The sequence below is a fragment of the Streptomyces sp. UG1 genome (assembly GCF_049974585.1).
Taxonomy (GTDB): domain Bacteria; phylum Actinomycetota; class Actinomycetes; order Streptomycetales; family Streptomycetaceae; genus Streptomyces.
The window spans coordinates 131068-149207 of record NZ_JBNGGG010000012.1; the positions used below are offsets into that span (position 1 = coordinate 131068).

General features: G+C 72.6%; 12 protein-coding genes. 4 read left to right on the plus strand and 8 right to left on the minus strand.

Annotation, left to right across the window (positions count from 1 at the left end):
• Positions 1-124: 124 nt before the first annotated feature.
• The 5 genes from ACP4J3_RS15795 to ACP4J3_RS15815 all read right to left on the minus strand — a co-directional run bounded on the left by ACP4J3_RS15795 (position 125) and on the right by ACP4J3_RS15815 (position 10139).
• Positions 125-5071, minus strand: coding sequence for a DNA repair ATPase (locus ACP4J3_RS15795; RefSeq protein ID WP_426534654.1), 4947 nt, complete (start codon positions 5069-5071; stop codon positions 125-127).
• Positions 5072-5204: 133 nt separating this feature from the next.
• Positions 5205-7238 (minus strand): flotillin family protein, encoded by a 2034-nt coding sequence (locus tag ACP4J3_RS15800; RefSeq protein ID WP_426534656.1) that lies wholly within the window; start codon positions 7236-7238, stop codon positions 5205-5207.
• An 88-nt stretch (positions 7239-7326) separates the two neighbouring features.
• Positions 7327-7710, minus strand: coding sequence for a hypothetical protein (locus ACP4J3_RS15805; RefSeq protein ID WP_426534658.1), 384 nt, complete (start codon positions 7708-7710; stop codon positions 7327-7329).
• A 269-nt stretch (positions 7711-7979) separates the two neighbouring features.
• Positions 7980-9338, minus strand: coding sequence for a Na+/H+ antiporter NhaA (gene nhaA, locus ACP4J3_RS15810; RefSeq protein ID WP_426534660.1), 1359 nt, complete (start codon positions 9336-9338; stop codon positions 7980-7982).
• Positions 9339-9524: 186 nt separating this feature from the next.
• Positions 9525-10139, minus strand: coding sequence for a DM13 domain-containing protein (locus ACP4J3_RS15815; RefSeq protein ID WP_426534662.1), 615 nt, complete (start codon positions 10137-10139; stop codon positions 9525-9527).
• 186 nt (positions 10140-10325) lie between these two features.
• Between ACP4J3_RS15815 and ACP4J3_RS15820 the strand changes: the two genes are divergently transcribed.
• Entirely contained in the window at positions 10326-11327 is a 1002-nt protein-coding gene (locus tag ACP4J3_RS15820) for an NAD-dependent epimerase/dehydratase family protein (RefSeq protein ID WP_426534664.1), read from the plus strand.
• 134 nt (positions 11328-11461) lie between these two features.
• On the opposite strand, the gene ACP4J3_RS15825 is transcribed toward ACP4J3_RS15820, so the two are convergent.
• Entirely contained in the window at positions 11462-12574 is a 1113-nt protein-coding gene (locus tag ACP4J3_RS15825) for a sensor histidine kinase (RefSeq protein ID WP_426534667.1), read from the minus strand.
• Positions 12571-13311 (minus strand): response regulator transcription factor, encoded by a 741-nt coding sequence (locus ACP4J3_RS15830; protein ID WP_426534668.1) that lies wholly within the window; start codon positions 13309-13311, stop codon positions 12571-12573. The genes ACP4J3_RS15825 and ACP4J3_RS15830 overlap by 4 nt, the downstream gene beginning before the upstream one ends.
• Before the next feature lie 123 nt (positions 13312-13434).
• Between ACP4J3_RS15830 and ACP4J3_RS15835 the strand changes: the two genes are divergently transcribed.
• From ACP4J3_RS15835 to ACP4J3_RS15845, 3 genes are all read left to right on the plus strand, one after another.
• Positions 13435-14154, plus strand: a complete 720-nt coding sequence (locus tag ACP4J3_RS15835) for a glycosyltransferase family 2 protein (protein WP_426534670.1) — start codon at positions 13435-13437, stop codon at positions 14152-14154.
• Positions 14155-14346: 192 nt separating this feature from the next.
• Positions 14347-14964, plus strand: a complete 618-nt coding sequence (locus ACP4J3_RS15840; protein WP_426534672.1) for a TIGR04282 family arsenosugar biosynthesis glycosyltransferase — start codon at positions 14347-14349, stop codon at positions 14962-14964.
• Positions 14965-15427: 463 nt separating this feature from the next.
• Complete coding sequence (locus ACP4J3_RS15845) at positions 15428-16231, plus strand: polysaccharide deacetylase family protein (RefSeq protein WP_426534674.1); 804 nt, start codon at positions 15428-15430, stop codon at positions 16229-16231.
• A 119-nt stretch (positions 16232-16350) separates the two neighbouring features.
• On the opposite strand, the gene ACP4J3_RS15850 is transcribed toward ACP4J3_RS15845, so the two are convergent.
• The gene (locus ACP4J3_RS15850; RefSeq protein WP_426534676.1) at positions 16351-17703 is read right to left on the minus strand and encodes a hypothetical protein; all 1353 of its coding nucleotides are present in this window, start codon (positions 17701-17703) and stop codon (positions 16351-16353) included.
• Positions 17704-18140: the final 437 nt, after the last annotated feature.

Below are 18140 nucleotides of genomic sequence, written 5' to 3' on the forward strand. Positions count from 1 at the left end.
TTTGGGGCGCTGCCGCACCGCGGCCTCAGTGCTGCCATGCCCCTGCTCGAGGCACCGCCGCGGAACATCGTCCCAACGGCCCACCCCCGCCGTCGGCCCACACGGCACGCGTACCGCCGCCGCTTCAGTGCTGCCCGTCCCCCGGCACGGGGCGTGCCGCGTGGCGGGCGGTGGGGTTGGCCATGAGGTGTCGGGGGTCGGTGGCGTGGCGGATGGCTGTTTCGACGGCCGCCACCCGGTCGGCGAGCAGGCTGAGGGCGGCCACCGCGTGGGTGAGGGGGTCGCTTTCCGAGCCGCCGAGGGCCTGGGTGCGGACGTACGCCGACTTCAGCTCCTGCCAGCGGGCTTCCTGTTCGGCGGTGAAGGTGCCCCGCAGCTCGGCGAGTTTCAGGAGGTTGGCCTCGGCTCCGGCGGTGAGGGTCTGGGCCTCGGCCCGGTAGTGGTCGTCGATGAGGGCCGCCACCTCCGGCTCGTTCATGACCGGCTGGATCCGCTGGGCGATCTTGTTCATGTTGCGGTACGAGCCCTGGAGCTGGAACGGCGGCTCCGTGCGGGTGGCGTCCGTCTGGGCGGCGGAGGCGATGTACGCGGCGTTCACGGCGAGCACCGTCGCACGGGCGGTGAGCAGGTGGCGCAGGACGGACAGGACGCGCTCCAGCTCGACCGGGGAGTAGGGGTGGGTGAGCCGGTCCGCGCGGGCCGTCGAGTCGCCCTCGGCGAGGCGGATGAGCAGGTCGAGGTCGGCCCGGTCGCGGCCGGCGAGCGGGGCGAGGACCGGGTTGGCCGTGAGGGCGTTCTCGATGAAGCTCAGCGCGAAGGCGTGCTGCTTGCCGGTCAGGACGTCGCCGAGGTTCCACACGTCGGCCCGGTTGGCGAGCATGTCGGGGACCTGGAAGCGGCTGCCGGACTCGGTGTAGGGGTTGCCCGCCATGCAGACGGCGAAGCGCTTGCCCCGCAGGTCGTAGGTGCGCGGCTCACCGCCCCGTACGCCGTCGACGCGGCGCGTGGCGTCGCACAGCGGGATGAACTTCTGCAGCAGCTCGGGTGAGGTGTGCTGGATGTCGTCCAGGTAGAGGAGGGTGTTGTTGCCCGCCTCCAGCGCGAAGTTGATCTTCTCGACCTCCTGGCGGGCGGTGGCGTTCGGCGCCTCGGCCGGGTCGAGCGAGGTCACTCCGTGCCCCAGCGCCGGGCCGCTGATCTTCACCAGCATCAGGCCGAGGCGGTCGGCGACGTAGTCCATGAGCGTCGTCTTGCCGTAGCCGGGCGGGGAGATGAGCAGGAGCAGACCGCCGCTTCCGGTGCGGTTCGACTCCTCTCCCGTGGAGCCGATCTGCTTGGCGAGGCTGTCGCCGATCAGCGGGAGGTACACCTCGTCGATGAGCCGGTTGCGGACGAAGGCGGACATCACGCGCGGGCGGTACTCGTCCAGGCGCAGCCGGGACCGCTCGCCGTCCAGGAGGGTGCCGCGGCGGTGCTGGTAGGCGCGGTGGCCGGGCACGTCCTGGGCGCGGAAGGCGGCGGTCCGGGCGAGGAGTTCGTCGACGCGCACAGTGAGCGCACGGCCGGTGATGCGCGGGTGCGTGCCGAGCAGTCCCTGAACGGTCTCGGCCGGCGGGGCGTCCGACTCGTAGCGGGGCAGGTCGGGGCAGAGTTCCGCGGCCACCGCCTCGGCCAGGTCGCCGGGGGTGGTGTCGGTGCCGGTGGACGTCGTGTAGGCGGTGAGCCACGCCTCGACGAGCTGGCGGCGAGCGGCCAGGTCACCGAGGGCGGCGAGGTCATCGTCGTAGGCCGAACCGCCCACCGTGCGGCGGAACTTGTCCAGCAGCATGCGGGTGCCGGAGCTGACGACGAAGCCGTCGGGGCCGGTGGTGAGCTCGTCGAAGAGGTAGTCGGCGGCAGCGATGCTCGCGCTCTCCGCGCCGTCGGCGGCGGCGACGCTCGCGCTCCCTGTGCCGATCGCCCGCGCCAGCTCCTCCCGCAGGTCGGCGATCGCGGGTGCCAGCCCGAACGTGTCACGGGCGCGGGCCAGGGACACCGCACGCCGCCGCCAGTCCTGCCGGGCCTCGGCCGTCGTCCCGTGCGCCCAGAACATCTGGGCGGCGGCACGCACCCCCGGCTCATGGCGCAGCAGCCCCGCGCCGTCGAGCAGACGCAGCAGAGCCGCGAGGATCAGCGTCGCGTCGTGGTCGTGGACGCCGCGCTCGTAGCCCTCGTCGTACGCCTCCTCCGCCGCCCTGCGCACGAAGGCCGCCAGGTCGTCGGCCTGCGCGAGCACGGCCGGACCGTGCTCGTCGAGCAGGCGGGCGGCGAGGTGTTCGGCGCGGTAGACCTCGGGCGACTCGGACGGCAGGAGCCGGTCCCAGTAGGGGCGGGTGGTCAGGAAGTCCGGGTCGGTGACCGGGGCGCGGTAGTCGGTGCCGGTCACCGCGAAGGCCAGTGCGTCGCCCTGGGGGACCAGGGTGAGGTCGAGGGGCTGGGTGTTGACGGCGAAGCGGTGGTTGCCCAGGCGCAGGGTGCGGCCGTCGTCGGCGTACAGGTCGGTGCGGTCACGCAGGGCGCGGGACGCCTCCTGGCGGACCGCGTCGAGGCGGCCGTCCAGCTCCTCCGCGCGTACCTGGTCGCCGAGTTCGCGCAGTTCCGCGGCGATACGGCGCACCTTGGCGGGCATCGGGTCGGAGGTGAAGTACGTGGCGACGGCGTCCGCGTCGGCGAGCGCGGCGGAGCGCCGGGTGACCGTGCGCAGGACGCGGGCCGCGGAGTCGGCGAGGCGCTCGGCGCGGCGGGCGCGGGCGTCGGCGAGGGTCTGCTTGCGGGCGGAGAGCGCCTCGTGGATCTCGTCGCGCTTGTCGGCGAGCGCGCCGAGGAAGTCGTCGAACTCGGCGAAGCGGGACTCGAGGTTCTCCACCTGGACCAGCAGGCGGGCCAGCTGCTCGTCGCACGCGTCCGGGCTGTCGGCCACCGCGAGCGCGGCCGTGACCGCCTGGCCGAGCAGCGCCATCTCGGCGGCGAACCCGGCCCGGCTCTCCCCGTCGAGGAGGGCACGACGGCGGGTGTCGAGAACGGCGCGGGCCCGGTTGACGGCGCCCAGGACCTCGGCGATGCGCTCCAGCACGGAGGTGCGGACCGTGGCGTCGCCGATGTCGAGCCCGGCGACCACCTCGGTCACCGCGCCCATGTCCTCGGCGAGTTCGTCGAGGCGGGTCGCGAGGGGCGCGGCCTCGGCGACGGTGCCGATCGCCTCGGCGTCCGCGACGAGCCGCTCGACGTCCGCGTGGTGGCCGGCGAAGGCGTCCTCGCGCGCCAGGTGGGCCACCGCCCGCTGACCGAAGTCCGCCAGGTCGGCCTCGGTGTCGGCGGCGAGCGCGTCGATGCGGGCGGTGTCCGCGTACCGCATCTCCTTGAGCGTCAGCAGATGCCCCTGCGCCTGGCGCAGCTCGGTCAGCCCGGCCACCCAGGCGGCGGCCCCGCGTGGCGCCTCGCCGCGCAGGCGCCGTACGACCGTGGCGAGGCGGGCGGCGGCCGTCTCCAGCGCGTCGGCCGCCTGCCGGGTCAGGGTCTGCACGGTCTCGAACTCGGCCAGCACCTGCTCGGCGGTGGCCCGCACCTGCGTCAACGGCGTGTGCAGGTCGCCGAGTTCGGGCTCGGCGAGCCAGTGGTGGGTGTCGGCCGCCCGGACGCAGGCGGCCAGCAGCGCCTCGTACATCTCGCTCGTCGGCGTGGTCTCGGCGGCGGCGCGGGTGAGGGACAGGCAGTCGGAGATGCCCCGGACGAGGTCGGCGTTGCCGACGCGGGCCAGCGGTCCGGTGCCGGCGGTCCGGGCGGCGGCGTGGGTGTCGGCGACGTACGGGGAGTTCCACCGCTGGACGGGGTGGACGCGCTGCGGCTCGTCGTTGCCGGAACGCAGCACCATCAGCGTGCCGTCGTCGAAGAGCGCCCAGCCGTGGCAGGACAGCGGGTTGGCGATCTCCTTGCGGATCAGGTTGTACGGCAGCAGCAGGGTGCGGCCCGCCGCGCGCGCGTGGAACGCGAACAGGACGTCCTCGCCGTTCGGGGAGCGGACCTCCCGCTCGAACTCCAGCTCCGCCGTGTCGAGTTCGTACGTCTTGTGGCTGCCGGTGGCCAGGCAGTAGCCCCCGGGGAAGACGATGCCCTGGTCCTCGGGCAGTCGGCGGCAGGCCTGCCCGATGCCGTCGAGGCGGACGACGGTCCTGGTGAGGGTGTTGAAGACCAGGTGGCGGTCGGCGTCTTCCTTGTACGGGCGGACGCGCAGCAGGATCAGGGCGCCCACGCGCGCGTACGCGATGTCGGCGTCCGCGAGGGACTGCAGCGGCTCGTCGACCGGCTCGGCGTGGATCCCCTCCCCCGTCTCGGTGTCGTCCTCGACCTTGACGGTCAGGGTGCCACCGAGGGTCTCGACGAAGACCTCGCCCTCGATGGACACGTGCGGGTGGCGGCCGAGGACGTGGTCCTCGCGGGTCGTCGCGGTCCAGGCGAAGTCGTGGGAGGGCGGGAGGACGTGGTCGCGGTCGCCGCGCGCGTCCAGGAAGGCGGCCTGACCGTCGTCGGACAGCGACCAGCGCAGCACGCGGATGTCGCCGGGCTTGTCGCCGGTCTGGAAGACGGCCAGCAGCTTGCCGTCGACGCGGCGCAGCTGGAGCAGGCGGGCCTGGCGGTAGTAGCGGTGCAGGGCGGCGAACTCCCGCAGGAAGTCCGGGTCGTCGAGCAGGCCGGGCACGGCGTCGTCGGGCAGCCGGTTCAGGTCGCGGTCGTGCAGGGCGAGGACGTCGCCCACGGCGGTCTCCGGCTTCGCGCCGAGGACGCCGTTGTAGCCGAAGAGCAGCACGTCACCGACGGCCACGAGGTCGCGGGGCACACAGGCCTGCTCGGTGCGCAGCCGCTCGGTGCCGCCGAGTTCGAGCCGGGTGGAGCCGAACTCCTCGACACGACGCGCGTTGAGCGCCTCGGCCCGCCGGGCGAGCTCGGCGGACTGCGCGGTGAGCCGGTCGCGCAGCACCTCGTAGGTGCCGGTGTCGAGCGCGTCGTTCGTGCCGTGGTCCAGGCCGGTGGTCATGGGTCCCTCTCAAGAAGTCGGTCCCTTTCCCGACATCGGAAAGGTCACGTTCCCGGCGTCGGAAAGGTCGCGGTCCGGAGCCGCCGTCCCCTGTGCGGCAGCTCCGGACCGCGGGTCTGTCAGGCCCGGTGGGTCAGGCCTTCGCGGTGCCGTTGAGCGCGGCCAGCGGCGTGTCGGCGAGGCCCAGCTCGCCCGCCTTGTCGAGCAGTTGCTTCAGCTGCCCGGCGTTGCCGCCACCGCCGTTCATCAGCTTCATCAGCAGCGCGGACACCGTCAGGTTCTGGACATCACCCGTGGAGACCGAGCCGAGGATCCGGCTGAGGTCGTCCGTGAAGCTCGACGTGCCGTCCAGCCAGGGCTTCGCGAGCGCCTGCGCGGTCTCGGAGTTCTGCACGAAGCCGTCGACGCCCTTGCCGAGCGCGATGGAGGACATCAGCCTGTCGAAGAAGACCGACTCGCCGCCGACGATGTTGATGTCGGCGCTCTCCAGGCCGGTGGCCAGCACCGTGGCCTGCGCCTCGGCGACCTGCCGCTGCACGTCGAGGCCGGCGAGCCGGATGTCCTTCTCGGCCTCCAGGCGCAGCCGGTACTCCTCGTGCGTACGGGACGCCTCGTCCAGCGCGGCCATCGCGGCGGCCTTCTCGGTCAGGCCCGCGGCCTCGGCCTTCAGCTTCTCGCCGATCGCCGCCGCCTCGGCGTGCGCCTTGGCCCTGGCGCCCTCGGCCTCGGCCAGCATGCGCGCCTGCGTCGCCTCGGCCTCCGCGCGGCCGGCCTTCTCGATGACCTCGGCCTCCTTGTCGCGGACCTGGACGGCGGCCAGCCCCTCGGCGGCGGACTCCGCCTGGACGCCCTCGGCGAGCCGCAGCTTGGCCTGTGCGTCGAGGTCGGCGCTCTTCAGCCGGGCCTCGGCGAGGGTGAGTTCCTCGGCGGCGCGGTGCACGGCGGCCTGCTCGGCGGCCTCCGCGGCCTTGATGTCCTTGACCAGCTTCTCCTGCGCCTCGGCCTCGGCGGCGATGATGACGGCCTGACGCTCGCGCTCGGCCTCCTCGACGGCGCGCAGCTTCTTGATGGACTCCTCCTGCTCGGCGACCGTACGGTCCACGGCGACCCGCTCGCGCACGACCTCGGCGATCGCCCGCTTCTCCCCCTCGACCTCCTTCTCGGCGGCGATCCGCGTCAGCTCGGTCTCCCGCTCCCGCGCGATGACCTCCAGGAGGCGGTCCTTCTCGATGCGCTCGTTCTCGACGGCGATGACCCGCTCGCGGTTCTTCGCGGCGACGGCGACCTCGCGGGCCTGGTTCTCGCGCTGGACGCCGAGCTGCTCCTCGGTGCGCAGGAACGCCGCCTGCGCCCGCAGCCGCTCCTCCTCCACCACCCGCGCGGTCTCGGCCTCCTCGCGGGCCCGTACGGTCTCGATCTCGCGGCGCTGCTTGATCTCGGCGTCGGCCTGCCGGCGCTCCAGCTCCAGGATGGCCTCGCGGGCGTCGACGTTCTGCCGGGTGATCTCCTTCTCCTCGGTGCGCTGGAACTCGTTGGTGCGCACGTGCTCGATCGCCGTCAGCTCGGTGATCTTGCGGATGCCCTGGGCGTCGAGGACGTTGGCCGGGTCGAGCTGGGACAGCGGCGTCTGCTCCAGGTAGTCGATCGCGGCGTCCTCCAGGTGGTAGCCGCTGAGGTCGACGCCGATGACCTCGATGATCCGGTACCTGAGCTCCTCGCGCTTGGTGTAGAGGTCGGTGAAGTCCATCTGCTTGCCGACGGTCTTCAGCGCCTCGGAGAACTTCGCGTGGAACAGCTCCTGCAGCGTCTCCCGGTGGCTCGCCCGCGCCGTGCCGACGGCCTGGGCGACCTTGACGACGTCCTCGACGGTCTTGTTGACCTTGACGAAGAACGAGATCCGGATGTCGGCGCGGATGTTGTCCCGGCAGATCAGGCCTTCCTTGCCGGCCCGGGTGATCTCGATGGTCTTCACCGAGATGTCCATCACCTCGGCCTTGTGCAGCACCGGCAGCACGACCTGCCCGGTGAAGGTCACGTCGACCTTGCGCATCTTGGAGACGATCAGCGCCTTGCCCTGCTCCACCTTGCGGAACAGCAGGGAGACGACGAGTACGGCGATCAGGCAGAGCGCGACGAGCGCGCCGATGCCCACGGTCATGGCAATCATCAGTGAGGTCCTTGGCAGGTAGGGAGGGTGTGAGCCCCCTCAGGGCTGGAGAAGTCGCGGCGTCGAGCGGCGAGGTCGCTCAGATCGCTCAGGCCGTCGTCCGGGACGGCCCGCGTTCATCGGGGAAGAGCCGATGCAACGGCCGTACCAGCAGCCGGGTCGCGCACCAGGCGGCCACCGCCGCCAAGCGCTCCGCGGGAAGTGCCGCGATGGGCCGTCGATCGTCTGTCGGCCCGTCGTGGCTGGTCGCGCCCGCGCGGCGGTAGCCGCACGTCAACACAGCCCCGCGCCCCTTTCGGGGCGCTGCCGAACCGCAGCCGACTTCGCCAGGCCCCAAGGCCCCAAGGCCCCAGGCATCGGCGTCCACGTTTTCGTCGTAGCAGTCGGAGCCGGTGGCGCCCGCGACGACGACCAGGGCGACGGTGAAGAAGAAGGTCGGGAAGCCGGTGGCGGCTTCGACGAACGTCCGCATTCCCGACCCCCGATCATCCTGTCCGTAACGGCGGCGGCACGTCCTCCGGGCCCCGATGCAGCCACCTGCCGGTGTCCGGCATCGGGGCCGTCCCGCGTGCTCCCCTCGATCCTTATCCTGCCGTTCTGAGACCCGCACCGCATTGCCGTATTCCGGCAATCTTCCCCTCCCCCTCCATGCCGGACTGCGTAAGGAAGGCGTCAAGACTCACGGCATGCCGGCCCGGAAGGCCTTACCGAGGCGTAACGGCGCGGGAGTCCGCCGGATCGTCAGCCGGCCGCCCGGTCCTGCTCGTCCACCCCGGCCGCGTCCTCGGCATCCTCCGCGCCCTCGGCATCCCGCTGGTAGATGTCGGGAATCCCGTCGGCGTCCGCGTCGACGGTCTCCTTCTCGTACAGGACCCGGTAGACCCGGTTGCGGCGCAGGAGCAGCACGGAGGCGAGGAGGGCGGAGGCCAGGGAGCCGACGAGGACGGCGGCCTTGACGTGCTCGGTCTGGGTGACCCCGGCGAACGAGAGGTCGCCGATGAGCAGGGCGACCGTGAAGCCGATCCCGGCCAGGACGGCCAGCGCGAACACGTCGGCCCAGGCCAGGTCGGGGTTGAGCCGGGCACGGGTGTAGCGGACCGCGAGATAGGTGCCCCCGAAGACGCCCAAGGTCTTGCCGAGCACCAGGCCCAGGACCACGCCGAGCATCTCCGCGGAGGTGAACACCTCGCCCAGGGCGCTCCCGGAGACGCTGACGCCCGCGGCGAACAGGGCGAACAGCGGGACGGCGATGCCCGCGGACAGGGGGTGCAGAAGGTGCCCCGTGCGCTCGCCCGGCGACTCCTGCTCGTCCTTGTCGCGGACGGTGCGCAGGATCATGCCCATGGCGACACCGGCCACGGTGGCGTGCACCCCGCCGTTGTACATCAGCGCCCAGGTCGTGATCCCCAGGGGCACGTACCACCACCAGCCGGTCACCCGCATCCGCTGGAGCAGGTGGAAGACGACCAGGCACCCGAAGGCTCCCGCCAGCGCGTACAGGTTGAGATCGTCGGTGAAGAAGACGGCGATGATCAGGATCGCACCGAGGTCGTCGACCACGGCCAGGGTGAGCAGGAAGGCCCGCAGCGCGGCGGGCAGATGGGTGGACAGGACCGCGAGGACGGCGAGGGCGAAGGCGATGTCGGTGGCCATCGGCACCGCCCATCCGCCCAGGCTGCCGCCGCCGAAGCCCGCGGTGGCCGTATAGACGGCGGCGGGCACCACCATGCCGCACAGGGCGGCGACCACCGGCAGTGTGGCCGTGGCCGGGGTACGCAGCTCGCCGACTACGAGTTCGCGCTTGAGCTCGATGCCGGCGAACAGGAAGAACACGGTCAGCAGCCCGTCGGCGGTCCAGTGGGCGACCGACAGGTCCAGTCCTAGGGCCGGTATGCCGAAGTGGAAGTCGCGTATTCGCTCATAGGAGTCCCCGAAGGGACTGTTCGCCCATGCCAGGGCAATCACCGCGGCCACCAGCAGGACCAGGCCACCCACCGTCTCCGTCCGCAGGGCCCGGGTGACCTCCTGCCGCTCGGGGAGCGGAAGCACCCCGAGGAAGTAGGAGCGGGGACGGGGACGGGGACGCGGGGCACCGACCATGGCAGCCAAACCTCCGGGCATCGACGACAGCGGGCTCAATGCCCCAATACATCGCCGACCAGACTTCCCGGCACACCCCGCGCCCCTGACGCGTTCTTAACAGCCTATCGGCCGATCGGCTCGGGGCAACGGGCCGCAGTATCGATCCCGCAATGGCGTACAGCGCTCCGACCACTGACTTTCGCGTCAGGCACGGGCGAGTTCCGCGGCGCCGAAGGAGACGTTGAAGCGGTCGCACCAGATGCTGATGCTGCTGTAGCGGGCCGGGTCGACGTCCGCGGGCACGGTGTAGTTCTGGCTGCCCTTGTTGCCCTTGAGCTTGCCGAGGCTGACGTACTTCCCGTCGTCGAAGACCCCCCAGCCGGCCCGGCCCTCCTTCACCGGCGCGTCGGTCAGCCACACGCGCAGGTCCGGCCCGTTGCTGGTGTCGAGGTTCTCCAGCCGCACCACATGGCCGCCGTCGGGCAGCCGTACCAGCTTCACGGTGCCGGACGTGGTGTGCTCGTGGCTGATCAGCTCGCCGCTCGCCAGGGTCGTCGGACCGGCCGGGGCCGGCGGGGAGGACGCATCGGACGGCGCATCCGCCGGCTCCTCGGCCGGCTCCTCGGCCGACTCCCCGGCCGGTGCCTCGGCAGCCGGCGTCGTCGGGACGACCGTCCCGGGCAGCGCCTCCTGCACGGTCGTGTCCTGCCACAGCTTCCACGGCTGGAACCAGTACAGCCCGAAGCCCGCCCCGACGACCGCCACCGTCAGCACGGCGACCATCCACGGCCTGACCCGCGACCTGCGCGCCCGCCCCATAACGCCACCTCCTGGGAGTCACTCGATCTCTCCCCCATTCATACGGGCAGGGCGGCCGTCAGAGGCGGCCGTTTCGGATGACGAAACCCTTACGTCCGGCGGGCGGCGCCCTCGGATGCCTTACGGAGTCGTGACGTACGGGCGCGGCCCCCTGGCGCGGCGCCGGTACGGATCTAGCGTGGCCGTATGCGTGTACTGGTCACCGGCGGTGCCGGATTCATCGGGTCCCATGTGGTCGAGGCGCTCGCGGCGCGCGGGCACGAGCCGCTCGTGTTCGACGTACGGGACGATCCCGCCGCCGATGTGCGGGACCCCGCGGCCGTAGGCCGCGCCCTGTCCGGTGTGGACGCCGTGTGTCATCAGGCCGCGATGGTGGGGCTCGGCAACGGGGTCGCGGACGCCGCGGAGTACGTCTCGCGCAACGACCTGGGGACGGCGGTGCTGCTCGCCGCCATGGCGGAGGCGGGCGTACGGCATCTCGTGCTGGCCGGGTCGATGGTCGTCTACGGGGAGGGGCGCTACGAATGCCCGCGGCACGGGGTCGTACGGCCCGGGCCGCGGGCCGTCGCCGACCTCGACGCGGGCCGGTTCGAGCCCGCCTGCCCGGTGTGCGGGGCGGATCTGTCCCCCGGGCTTGTCGGCGAGGACGCCCCCGCCGATCCGCGCAACGTGTACGCGACGACCAAGCTCGCCCAGGAGCACCTGGCCGCGGCCTGGGCCCGGTCGACGGGCGGGTCGGCGGTGTCGCTGCGCTATCACAACGTGTACGGCCCCCGCATGCCCCGCGACACCCCGTACGCCGGTGTCGCCTCCTTCTTCCGCTCGGCGCTCGCCCGCGGCGAGGCGCCCCGGGTGTTCGAGGACGGGCGGCAGCGCAGGGACTTCGTGCACGTGCGGGACGTGGCGGCGGCCAACGCGGCGGCGCTGGAGGCGGCGGGCGCCCGGGGCGCGCTCTCGGCGTACAACACCGGCAGCGGCGAGCCGCACACCGTCGGCGAGATGGCGCGGGCGCTGGCCGCGGCGTACGGCGGGCCCGAGCCGGTCGTCACGGGCGAGTACCGGCTCGGGGACGTACGGCACATCACCGCGGACTCCTCGCGGCTGCGGGACGAACTGGGGTGGAAGCCGGAGGTGGGGTTCGAGGAGGGGATGGGGGAGTTCGCCCGGGCCGGGATGCGCGAGGCGTAGCGCTCCGCGGGAGTGCCGCGATGGGCCGTCGGACGTCTGCGGGCTTCGTCGTGGCTGGTCGCGCCCGCGCGGCGGTAGCCGCAGGTCAACACAGCCCCGCGCCCCTTTGGGGGCGCTGCCGAACCGCGGCCTGCTCAGGAGACGGCCGTCGGTAGCACCACCTCGAAGCGGCAGCCGCCGGGGATGTTGCGTACGGTGGCCCGGCCCTGGTGGGCCTCCACGATGCCCCGGACGATGGCGAGGCCGAGGCCCGCGCCGGCCGGCGGTGTGCGGGCGTGTGTGCCGCGCCAGCCGGTGTCGAAGACGCGCGGCAGGTCGTCCTCCGGGATACCGCCGCAGCCGTCCGTCACCGACAGCACCACGCCCTCGGCGGAGCGCTCCGCGGCGATCGCGACCGTGCCGTCGGCCGGAGTCCGGCGGATCGCGTTGACCAGCAGGTTGCCCAGCACCCGGCTCATCTCCTTGCCGTCCACCTCCACCGGCACCGGCTCGATCCGGCCGCCCACCAGCCGCACCCCGTGCTCCCGGGCGAGCGGGTCGACGCCCGCCAGCGCGTCGCCGACCAGGTCGTACAGGGACATCCGGGTGGGCGCCAGGGCGAGCGTGCCGGCGTGGATGCGGGAGAGCTCGAAGAGGTCGCCGACCATGTCGTTGAGGCGTTCCACCTCGGTGCGCATCTGCCGGAGGTAGCGGTGCGGGTCGGCCGCCACACCGTCCTCCAGGGCCTCCGACATGGCGCGCAGGCCGGCCAGCGGGGTGCGCAGGTCGTGCGAGATCCAGGCGACGAGTTCACGCCGGGAGGTCTCCAGCGCGCGCTCGCGCTCCCGGGACTCGGCGAGCTTGGCGCTGGTGGCCGCCAGCTCGCGGCTCAGGTGCTCCAGTTCGGCGGTCGCCGGTCCGACGGGGGCGGCGAAGTCCCCGCCGTCGCCGAAGGAGCGCGCGGCCAGGGCGAGTTCGCGGCTGCGGGCGACGACCCAGCGGCCCAGCAGCAGCGCCGTGGCCAGGGAGACGACGGCCGCCATGGCGACGACGGTCGTGACGACGCTCAGGTCGTGCGCGGACAGGAACATCGCCCAGGCGACGGCGAGGGTGCCCGCGAGCATCGCGACGACCCCGACCGCCGCGACCACGGCGAGCGAGGCGGTCAGCGAACGGCGCCGGATCAGGCGCAGCACACCCGCCCCGGCCAGGCCGCTGGCGGCGGCGCCGGCGAAGGCGTACAGGGCGATGAGCAGCATGTCGCTCACGCTCCGGTCTCCTCTCCCGTGGGCTCGAAGCGGTAGCCCACGCCCCACACGGTCTGGATCAGACGGGGCCGGGCCGGGTCGTCCTCGACCTTGCCACGCAACCGGCGCACATGGACCGTGACCGTGGACAGGTCACCGAAGTCCCAGCCCCACACCTCATGCATCAGGTCCTCGCGGCTGAAGGCCCGCCCCGGGTGCCGGAGAAAGAACGAAAGCAGATCGAACTCCCTCAGGGTCAGGGCGAGTTCGGTGCCGTTCTTGGTGGCCCGGCGGGCCGCCGGGTCGAGGGCCAGGCCGGCCGCGCCCAGTTGGTGCCCGGTGGCGACGGGCCGGCTGCGGCGCAGCACCGACTCCACGCGCAGCACCAGCTCACGGGGGCTGAAGGGCTTGGTGACGTAGTCGTCCGCGCCGACCTCCAGGCCCAGGATGCGGTCGTCCTCGTCGCCACGGGCGGTGAGCATGATCACCGGGACCGGCCCCCGTCCGCGCATCCGCCGGCACACCTCCAGGCCGTCCATGCCGGGCAGCATCAGGTCGAGCACCACCAGGTCCGGCCAGTGCGCGGCGGCGCGGGTGAGGGCCGTCGGGCCGTCGTCGGCGCGGTCGACGACGTAACCGGCGCGGTCCAGATACCCGGCGACGACCTCGGCGACGGTCGGATCGTCGTCGACGACCAGGATCCGTGGGGTCCCGTCGGCGGCGTGCGCCCCGAGGGGCTCGTACGGCTGCTGCTGCATGCCCCCAGCCTGGCACCGCGCCGCCGCCGATGCCGCACCCGGGCTCCGCTTCGTCGTCCGACGTCCGCGTTTCGTAAGGAGCGCCGGTCCGTTATGTCCGATTCACTCTCGTAGGGTGAAAGCGTGGCGACGACATCATCCGCATCTCCCGACGTCGACGTGGTGCTCCCCTGCCTGAACGAGGCCGAGGCGCTTCCCTGGGTGCTCGAACGGATCCCGCCGGGCTGGCGCGCCCTCGTCGTCGACAACGGTTCCACCGACGGCTCGGACCGGGTCGCCCGCGCGCTCGGCGCGACCGTGGTGCACGAGCCGCGCCGGGGCTTCGGCGCCGCCTGCCACGCCGGGCTGACCGCCGCCACCGCCGACGTGGTGTGCTTCTGCGACTGCGACGCCTCCCTCGACCCGTCGCTCCTCGTCCCCTTCGTCCGCGAGGTGCGGGCGGGCGAGGCCGACCTGGTGCTCGGCAGGCGCCGACCGCAGAGCCGGGGCGCGTGGCCGGCGCACGCCCGGGCCGGCAACCTCGCGCTCTCGCGGATGCTGCGCCGCCGCACCGGGCTGCGGCTGCACGACCTCGGACCGCTGCGCGCCGCCCGCCGCGAGCCGCTGCTCGCCCTCGGCCTGACCGACCGGCGCAGCGGCTATCCGCTCCAGATGGTGGTCCGCGCGGCCGACGACGGCTGGCGGATCGCCGAGCACGACGTGCCGTACCTGCCGCGCACCGGCACCTCGAAGGTGACGGGCACCTGGCGCGGCACCTGGCAGGCGGTACGGGACATGAGCAACGTCCTGGCCGAGGTGCCCAGCAAGGACACGGCTCCGACCGCCGGGAGGGGCGTGCGGTGACCACGCCCCTCGTCATCGCCGAAGAACCCCTGCCGGGCCGCGTGAAGCTCCGGCTCACCCCGGTGGAGACCGTGGCCGCCGGAAAGGGCGTGCGATGACCACGCCCCTCGCCATCACCCAAGAACCCCCGCCGGGCCACGCGAAACTCCGGCTCACCCCGGCAGAAGCCACGGCCGCCGGAAAGAGCATGCGATGACCACACTCCTCGTCATCGCCAAGGAGCCCCTGCCGGGTCGGGTGAAGACGCGGCTCACCCCGCCGTTCACCCCGGTGGAGGCCGCGGAGTTGGCCCAGGCCGCGCTCGAGGACACCCTGTGGGCGGTGGCGGCCGCGCCGGTCCGCGAGCGGGTGCTGATGCTCGACGGGGAGCCCGGCGACTGGCTGCCGCCCGGCTTCGACGTCGTGCCGCAGTGCACGGGCGGCCTCGACGAACGTCTCGCGGACGCCTTCGCCCGATGCGCGGGGCGGCCCACCCTGCTGATCGGCATGGACACCCCCCAGGTGACGCCCGACCTGCTCGACGTCGACTTCACCGACTGCGACGCGTACTTCGGCCCGGCGCAGGACGGCGGCTTCTGGGCCCTCGGACTGGCCGAGCCCGACCCCGCGCTGCTGCGGGGCGTGCCCATGTCGACGCCGTCGACGGGGGCCGTACAGCGGCAGCGGCTCGTCGCCGCCGGGCTGCGCGTGCGCGACCTGCCCCGCCTGCGGGACGTCGACACGGCCGCCGACGCCGACGCGGTGGCCGCGCTGGCCCCGCACGGCCGTTTCGCGACGCGACTGGCGCGGTGCGCGGCGACGCACCACTGACCAGCGCTCCGCCCGTCGCCGGGCCGAGGCGATCGACCGTGCGCCTCACCGGTGGCGGTCGCGACGCCGGTGGAGTGGCCCGTGAACAGGTCGTCCATGCGCTTGCCGTCGGTGGTCAGGCCGAAGAAAACGCCTCGGCCGTACCCGTGGTGTCGTCGGCCATCGCGGCCCAGGCACCGGAGGCGAAGAAGACCTTGCGCGTGAAGTTACGGCGGCTCGCGTGGGCGCGGCGACCGGGCTCCGGTGCCTGGCTGTCCCCCGGGTCGAGCTCGGGGACAATCCTCAGGCGCCGAGCTGAGGCTGAGCTGAGGTACGTCTGTGGATCCGCTGGGAGTCGGACCGGCAGCGTGCCGGGACCGTCATGGGGAATTGTCCGTGATCGGTAACAGATGGATCCCTCGGCCCCTTTCCCCCCTCTTGCCGGATGCAAAGGCCCCACAGCAACGGCAAGGGAACAGAAGACATGGCGCGAAGCGGCGGATGGGGATGGTTCGGCAAGGTGCTCGCGGCGGCGCTCGGGGTGATCGCGGTGGCCGTCTTGACCGCGTTCTGGAACGGGCAGTTCGGTTCCGGTTCCGGCGAGGGACAGCCCGCCCAGGCAGGCAAATCGTCGCCCCCTGCCAAGGCGCCCGCTCAGCCGCAGGGCGGCCGGAAGGCGGCGCCCGTCTCGGCGGACATCGCGCACGCCTCGGACGGTGGTGCCCGTAGCGTCAACATCACCATCGACGACGGACCGGACCCCACCTGGACCCCGCAGATGCTGCAGGTACTGCGGGACAACGGGGTGAAGGCCACGTTCTGCATGATCGGCCCGCAGGCCCGCGCCCACCCGGACCTGGTCAAGGCGGTGGTGGCGGCCGGGCACCGCCTCTGCGACCACACGGTCTCGCACGACGTCACCATGGACGGCAAGCCCGAGGCCTACCAGGCACAGCAGATCCTGGACGCCGAGCGCATGATCACCGAGGCGTCCGGGGGCGTCCGCCCGCTGTACTACCGGGCCCCGGGAGGCGCCTTCACGCCCTACAGCCGCCACCTCGCCGCCTCCCACGGCATGCGCCCGCTCGGCTGGAACATCGACTCCAAGGACTTCGAGCGCGCCGGCACGAACGCCATCGTCGCCACCGTCAAGAACGAGATCTCCAACGGCCCGACCCTGCTCTTCCACGACGGCGGAGGAGACCGCTCCCAGACCGTGGCCGCCCTGCGCGAGATCCTGCCGTGGCTGAAGCAGCAGGGGCACACCTTCGGCTTCCCCGTGCGGTGACGGCTCAAGCCCCCCGATTCACCTCCAAGGCCCCCCGAGAAGCGCCTTGTTCAAGGCGCCGTAGGCGCGTACGTGGGCAACGGGACGACCGGGGTCCCCGGCCGTCCCACTCCTCGCGCCTACGGGTTCACCACGACCTTGGCCGTGTTGTTGCGCGGCGTCGGGTCGAAGGGGAACGGGACGTCGAGGCCGCGCTCCGAGTGGGCGACGACCCGACCGGTGGCCTTCGGGACGACACGGTCGACGCGCAGCTTGAACGCGTAGTCGACGTTGAGGCCCGGGAAGGCCGCCGACGGCAGGTAACAGGTGTAGCGCGGGGCGCCGAGACGCTGCCCGATCCAGGCGCCGTCCAGGGTGCGCGGCTGGCACAGTTCGGGGGCCGAGGTCGCGGTGGTGCCCTCGGGCACGGTGAAGTCGATCAGCGCGGGCGCGTCACCGGAGAAGACGTGGGAGACCCAGGCCGGACCGCGGTTGACGAAGCGGAAGCCGGCGTCGACGGTCGTCCCGGCCGCCCCGCTCACCTTGCTGCCGCGCACCGCGAAGTCGGCGGTGTTGCTGGCGTCGATGCCCCAGGCACGGTAGTTGTCGCGACCGTCCAGGTCGGAGGCGTCGCCACCCGGCTGGACGCTGATGTCGAGACGGTCGTACAGGGCGTGGGAGTTCACCGCGATCTTCAGCGGCTCAGGCAACTCGACGGTGGCGCCCGGCTCGACGACGGTGTCGAAGGAGCAGTTGACCTGCTTCATATCACCGCTCTCCCCGGCCTCGGGGTAGCTGCACTCGGGGAACTTGGTGACGAAGTCGATGCCGTACGTCGCCGCCATCCACACGGTGAAGCCCTGGGCGGGCTCGTTGCCGGTGTTGGTGATCGCGGACGGCGCGGTGAGGACGGTGCCGGGGGCGACGTCCTTGAGCCGCTCGGGGTTCTCGATGCCCAGGTCGGGGCCGGAGCCGACGCGCACGGTCGTCTCGGACCAACCCTCCGGCGTGCTCAGCCTGCCCTCGGGACCACCGGTGGCCTCCGCCGAGTAGCTGATGAGGCCCTCGGCGCCCGGGGCAGCGCCCTCGACGGCGCGCACCTTCACCTCGAACGACGTCTTCGCGACGACGGGCACGTCCCCCGTGACGCACACGGCCGTGGTGCCGGCGTCGGAAGCCGTGCAGTTGTCGGGCCACGCCACCTCGGCGACCCCCGCCAGCCCGGAGATGTCGACGTTGATGCGGCCATCGGTGACGGTGAAGTTGTTGTTGTCGTGGTACAGCCCCAGCGCAAGCGACCGCCAGGCGGCGACGCCGCCCGCCGGAGCGACGGTGACCGTCTGCTCGTAAGGCGCCTCGATCCACAGCTGATCGCTCTGCGGCTCATCATCGGCGACGGCGGCCCCGCCGCCGAGCGCGGCCAGCACCAGACCACCAATGGCCGCGACACAAACTCCGCGCCGCCGTATACGGCCGACGGGGACAGAACTCATGGCATCTCCCGGATGCGTGGGTAAGAACTCCGGCGCCATGGGGTAGCACCGGGTGGGGTGTTGGACGTCCGGGAGACCTCGAAGGTTGTGCACCAGCGACCGCTGTTCTGCCAGGTCAACCGGCGATCGCATTCCCGGCTCCGGTGCACCGTGGCGGCCAGGAGGCGTGCGCCACACCCTGACATCTGTCAGGGTCGCTACGGCGGCTGGAGCAGGAGCGACATGAACGCTCCGGTCGGGTAGCAGCAGCAACCGTCGTGACGACATGATCATCGGCAAACCCAAGGCCGTCGTCTCCTACGCGATGCAGACGGGCAACGTCGGCGACAGACAACAACGCGTCGTGGATCCAGTGCGGCCGGTTGACCAGCGTCGTCAGGGACACCGGCATCACCTGCACCCCCTGGTGGTAGGCGGTCGGCAGGAAGCCAGCGCGT

Coding starts and splice junctions, on each gene's coding strand:
- ACP4J3_RS15820 (WP_426534664.1), top strand. CDS start 10,326: ATGCGTGTACTGGTCACCGGCGGTGCCGGATTCATCGGGTCCCATGTG.
- ACP4J3_RS15815 (WP_426534662.1), bottom strand. CDS start 10,139: ATGGGGCGGGCGCGCAGGTCGCGGGTCAGGCCGTGGATGGTCGCCGTG.
- ACP4J3_RS15840 (WP_426534672.1), top strand. CDS start 14,347: ATGACCACACTCCTCGTCATCGCCAAGGAGCCCCTGCCGGGTCGGGTG.
- ACP4J3_RS15805 (WP_426534658.1), bottom strand. CDS start 7,710: ATGCGGACGTTCGTCGAAGCCGCCACCGGCTTCCCGACCTTCTTCTTC.
- nhaA (WP_426534660.1), bottom strand. CDS start 9,338: ATGGTCGGTGCCCCGCGTCCCCGTCCCCGTCCCCGCTCCTACTTCCTC.
- ACP4J3_RS15845 (WP_426534674.1), top strand. CDS start 15,428: ATGGCGCGAAGCGGCGGATGGGGATGGTTCGGCAAGGTGCTCGCGGCG.
- ACP4J3_RS15800 (WP_426534656.1), bottom strand. CDS start 7,238: ATGATTGCCATGACCGTGGGCATCGGCGCGCTCGTCGCGCTCTGCCTG.
- ACP4J3_RS15850 (WP_426534676.1), bottom strand. CDS start 17,703: ATGAGTTCTGTCCCCGTCGGCCGTATACGGCGGCGCGGAGTTTGTGTC.
- ACP4J3_RS15830 (WP_426534668.1), bottom strand. CDS start 13,311: ATGCAGCAGCAGCCGTACGAGCCCCTCGGGGCGCACGCCGCCGACGGG.
- ACP4J3_RS15795 (WP_426534654.1), bottom strand. CDS start 5,071: ATGACCACCGGCCTGGACCACGGCACGAACGACGCGCTCGACACCGGC.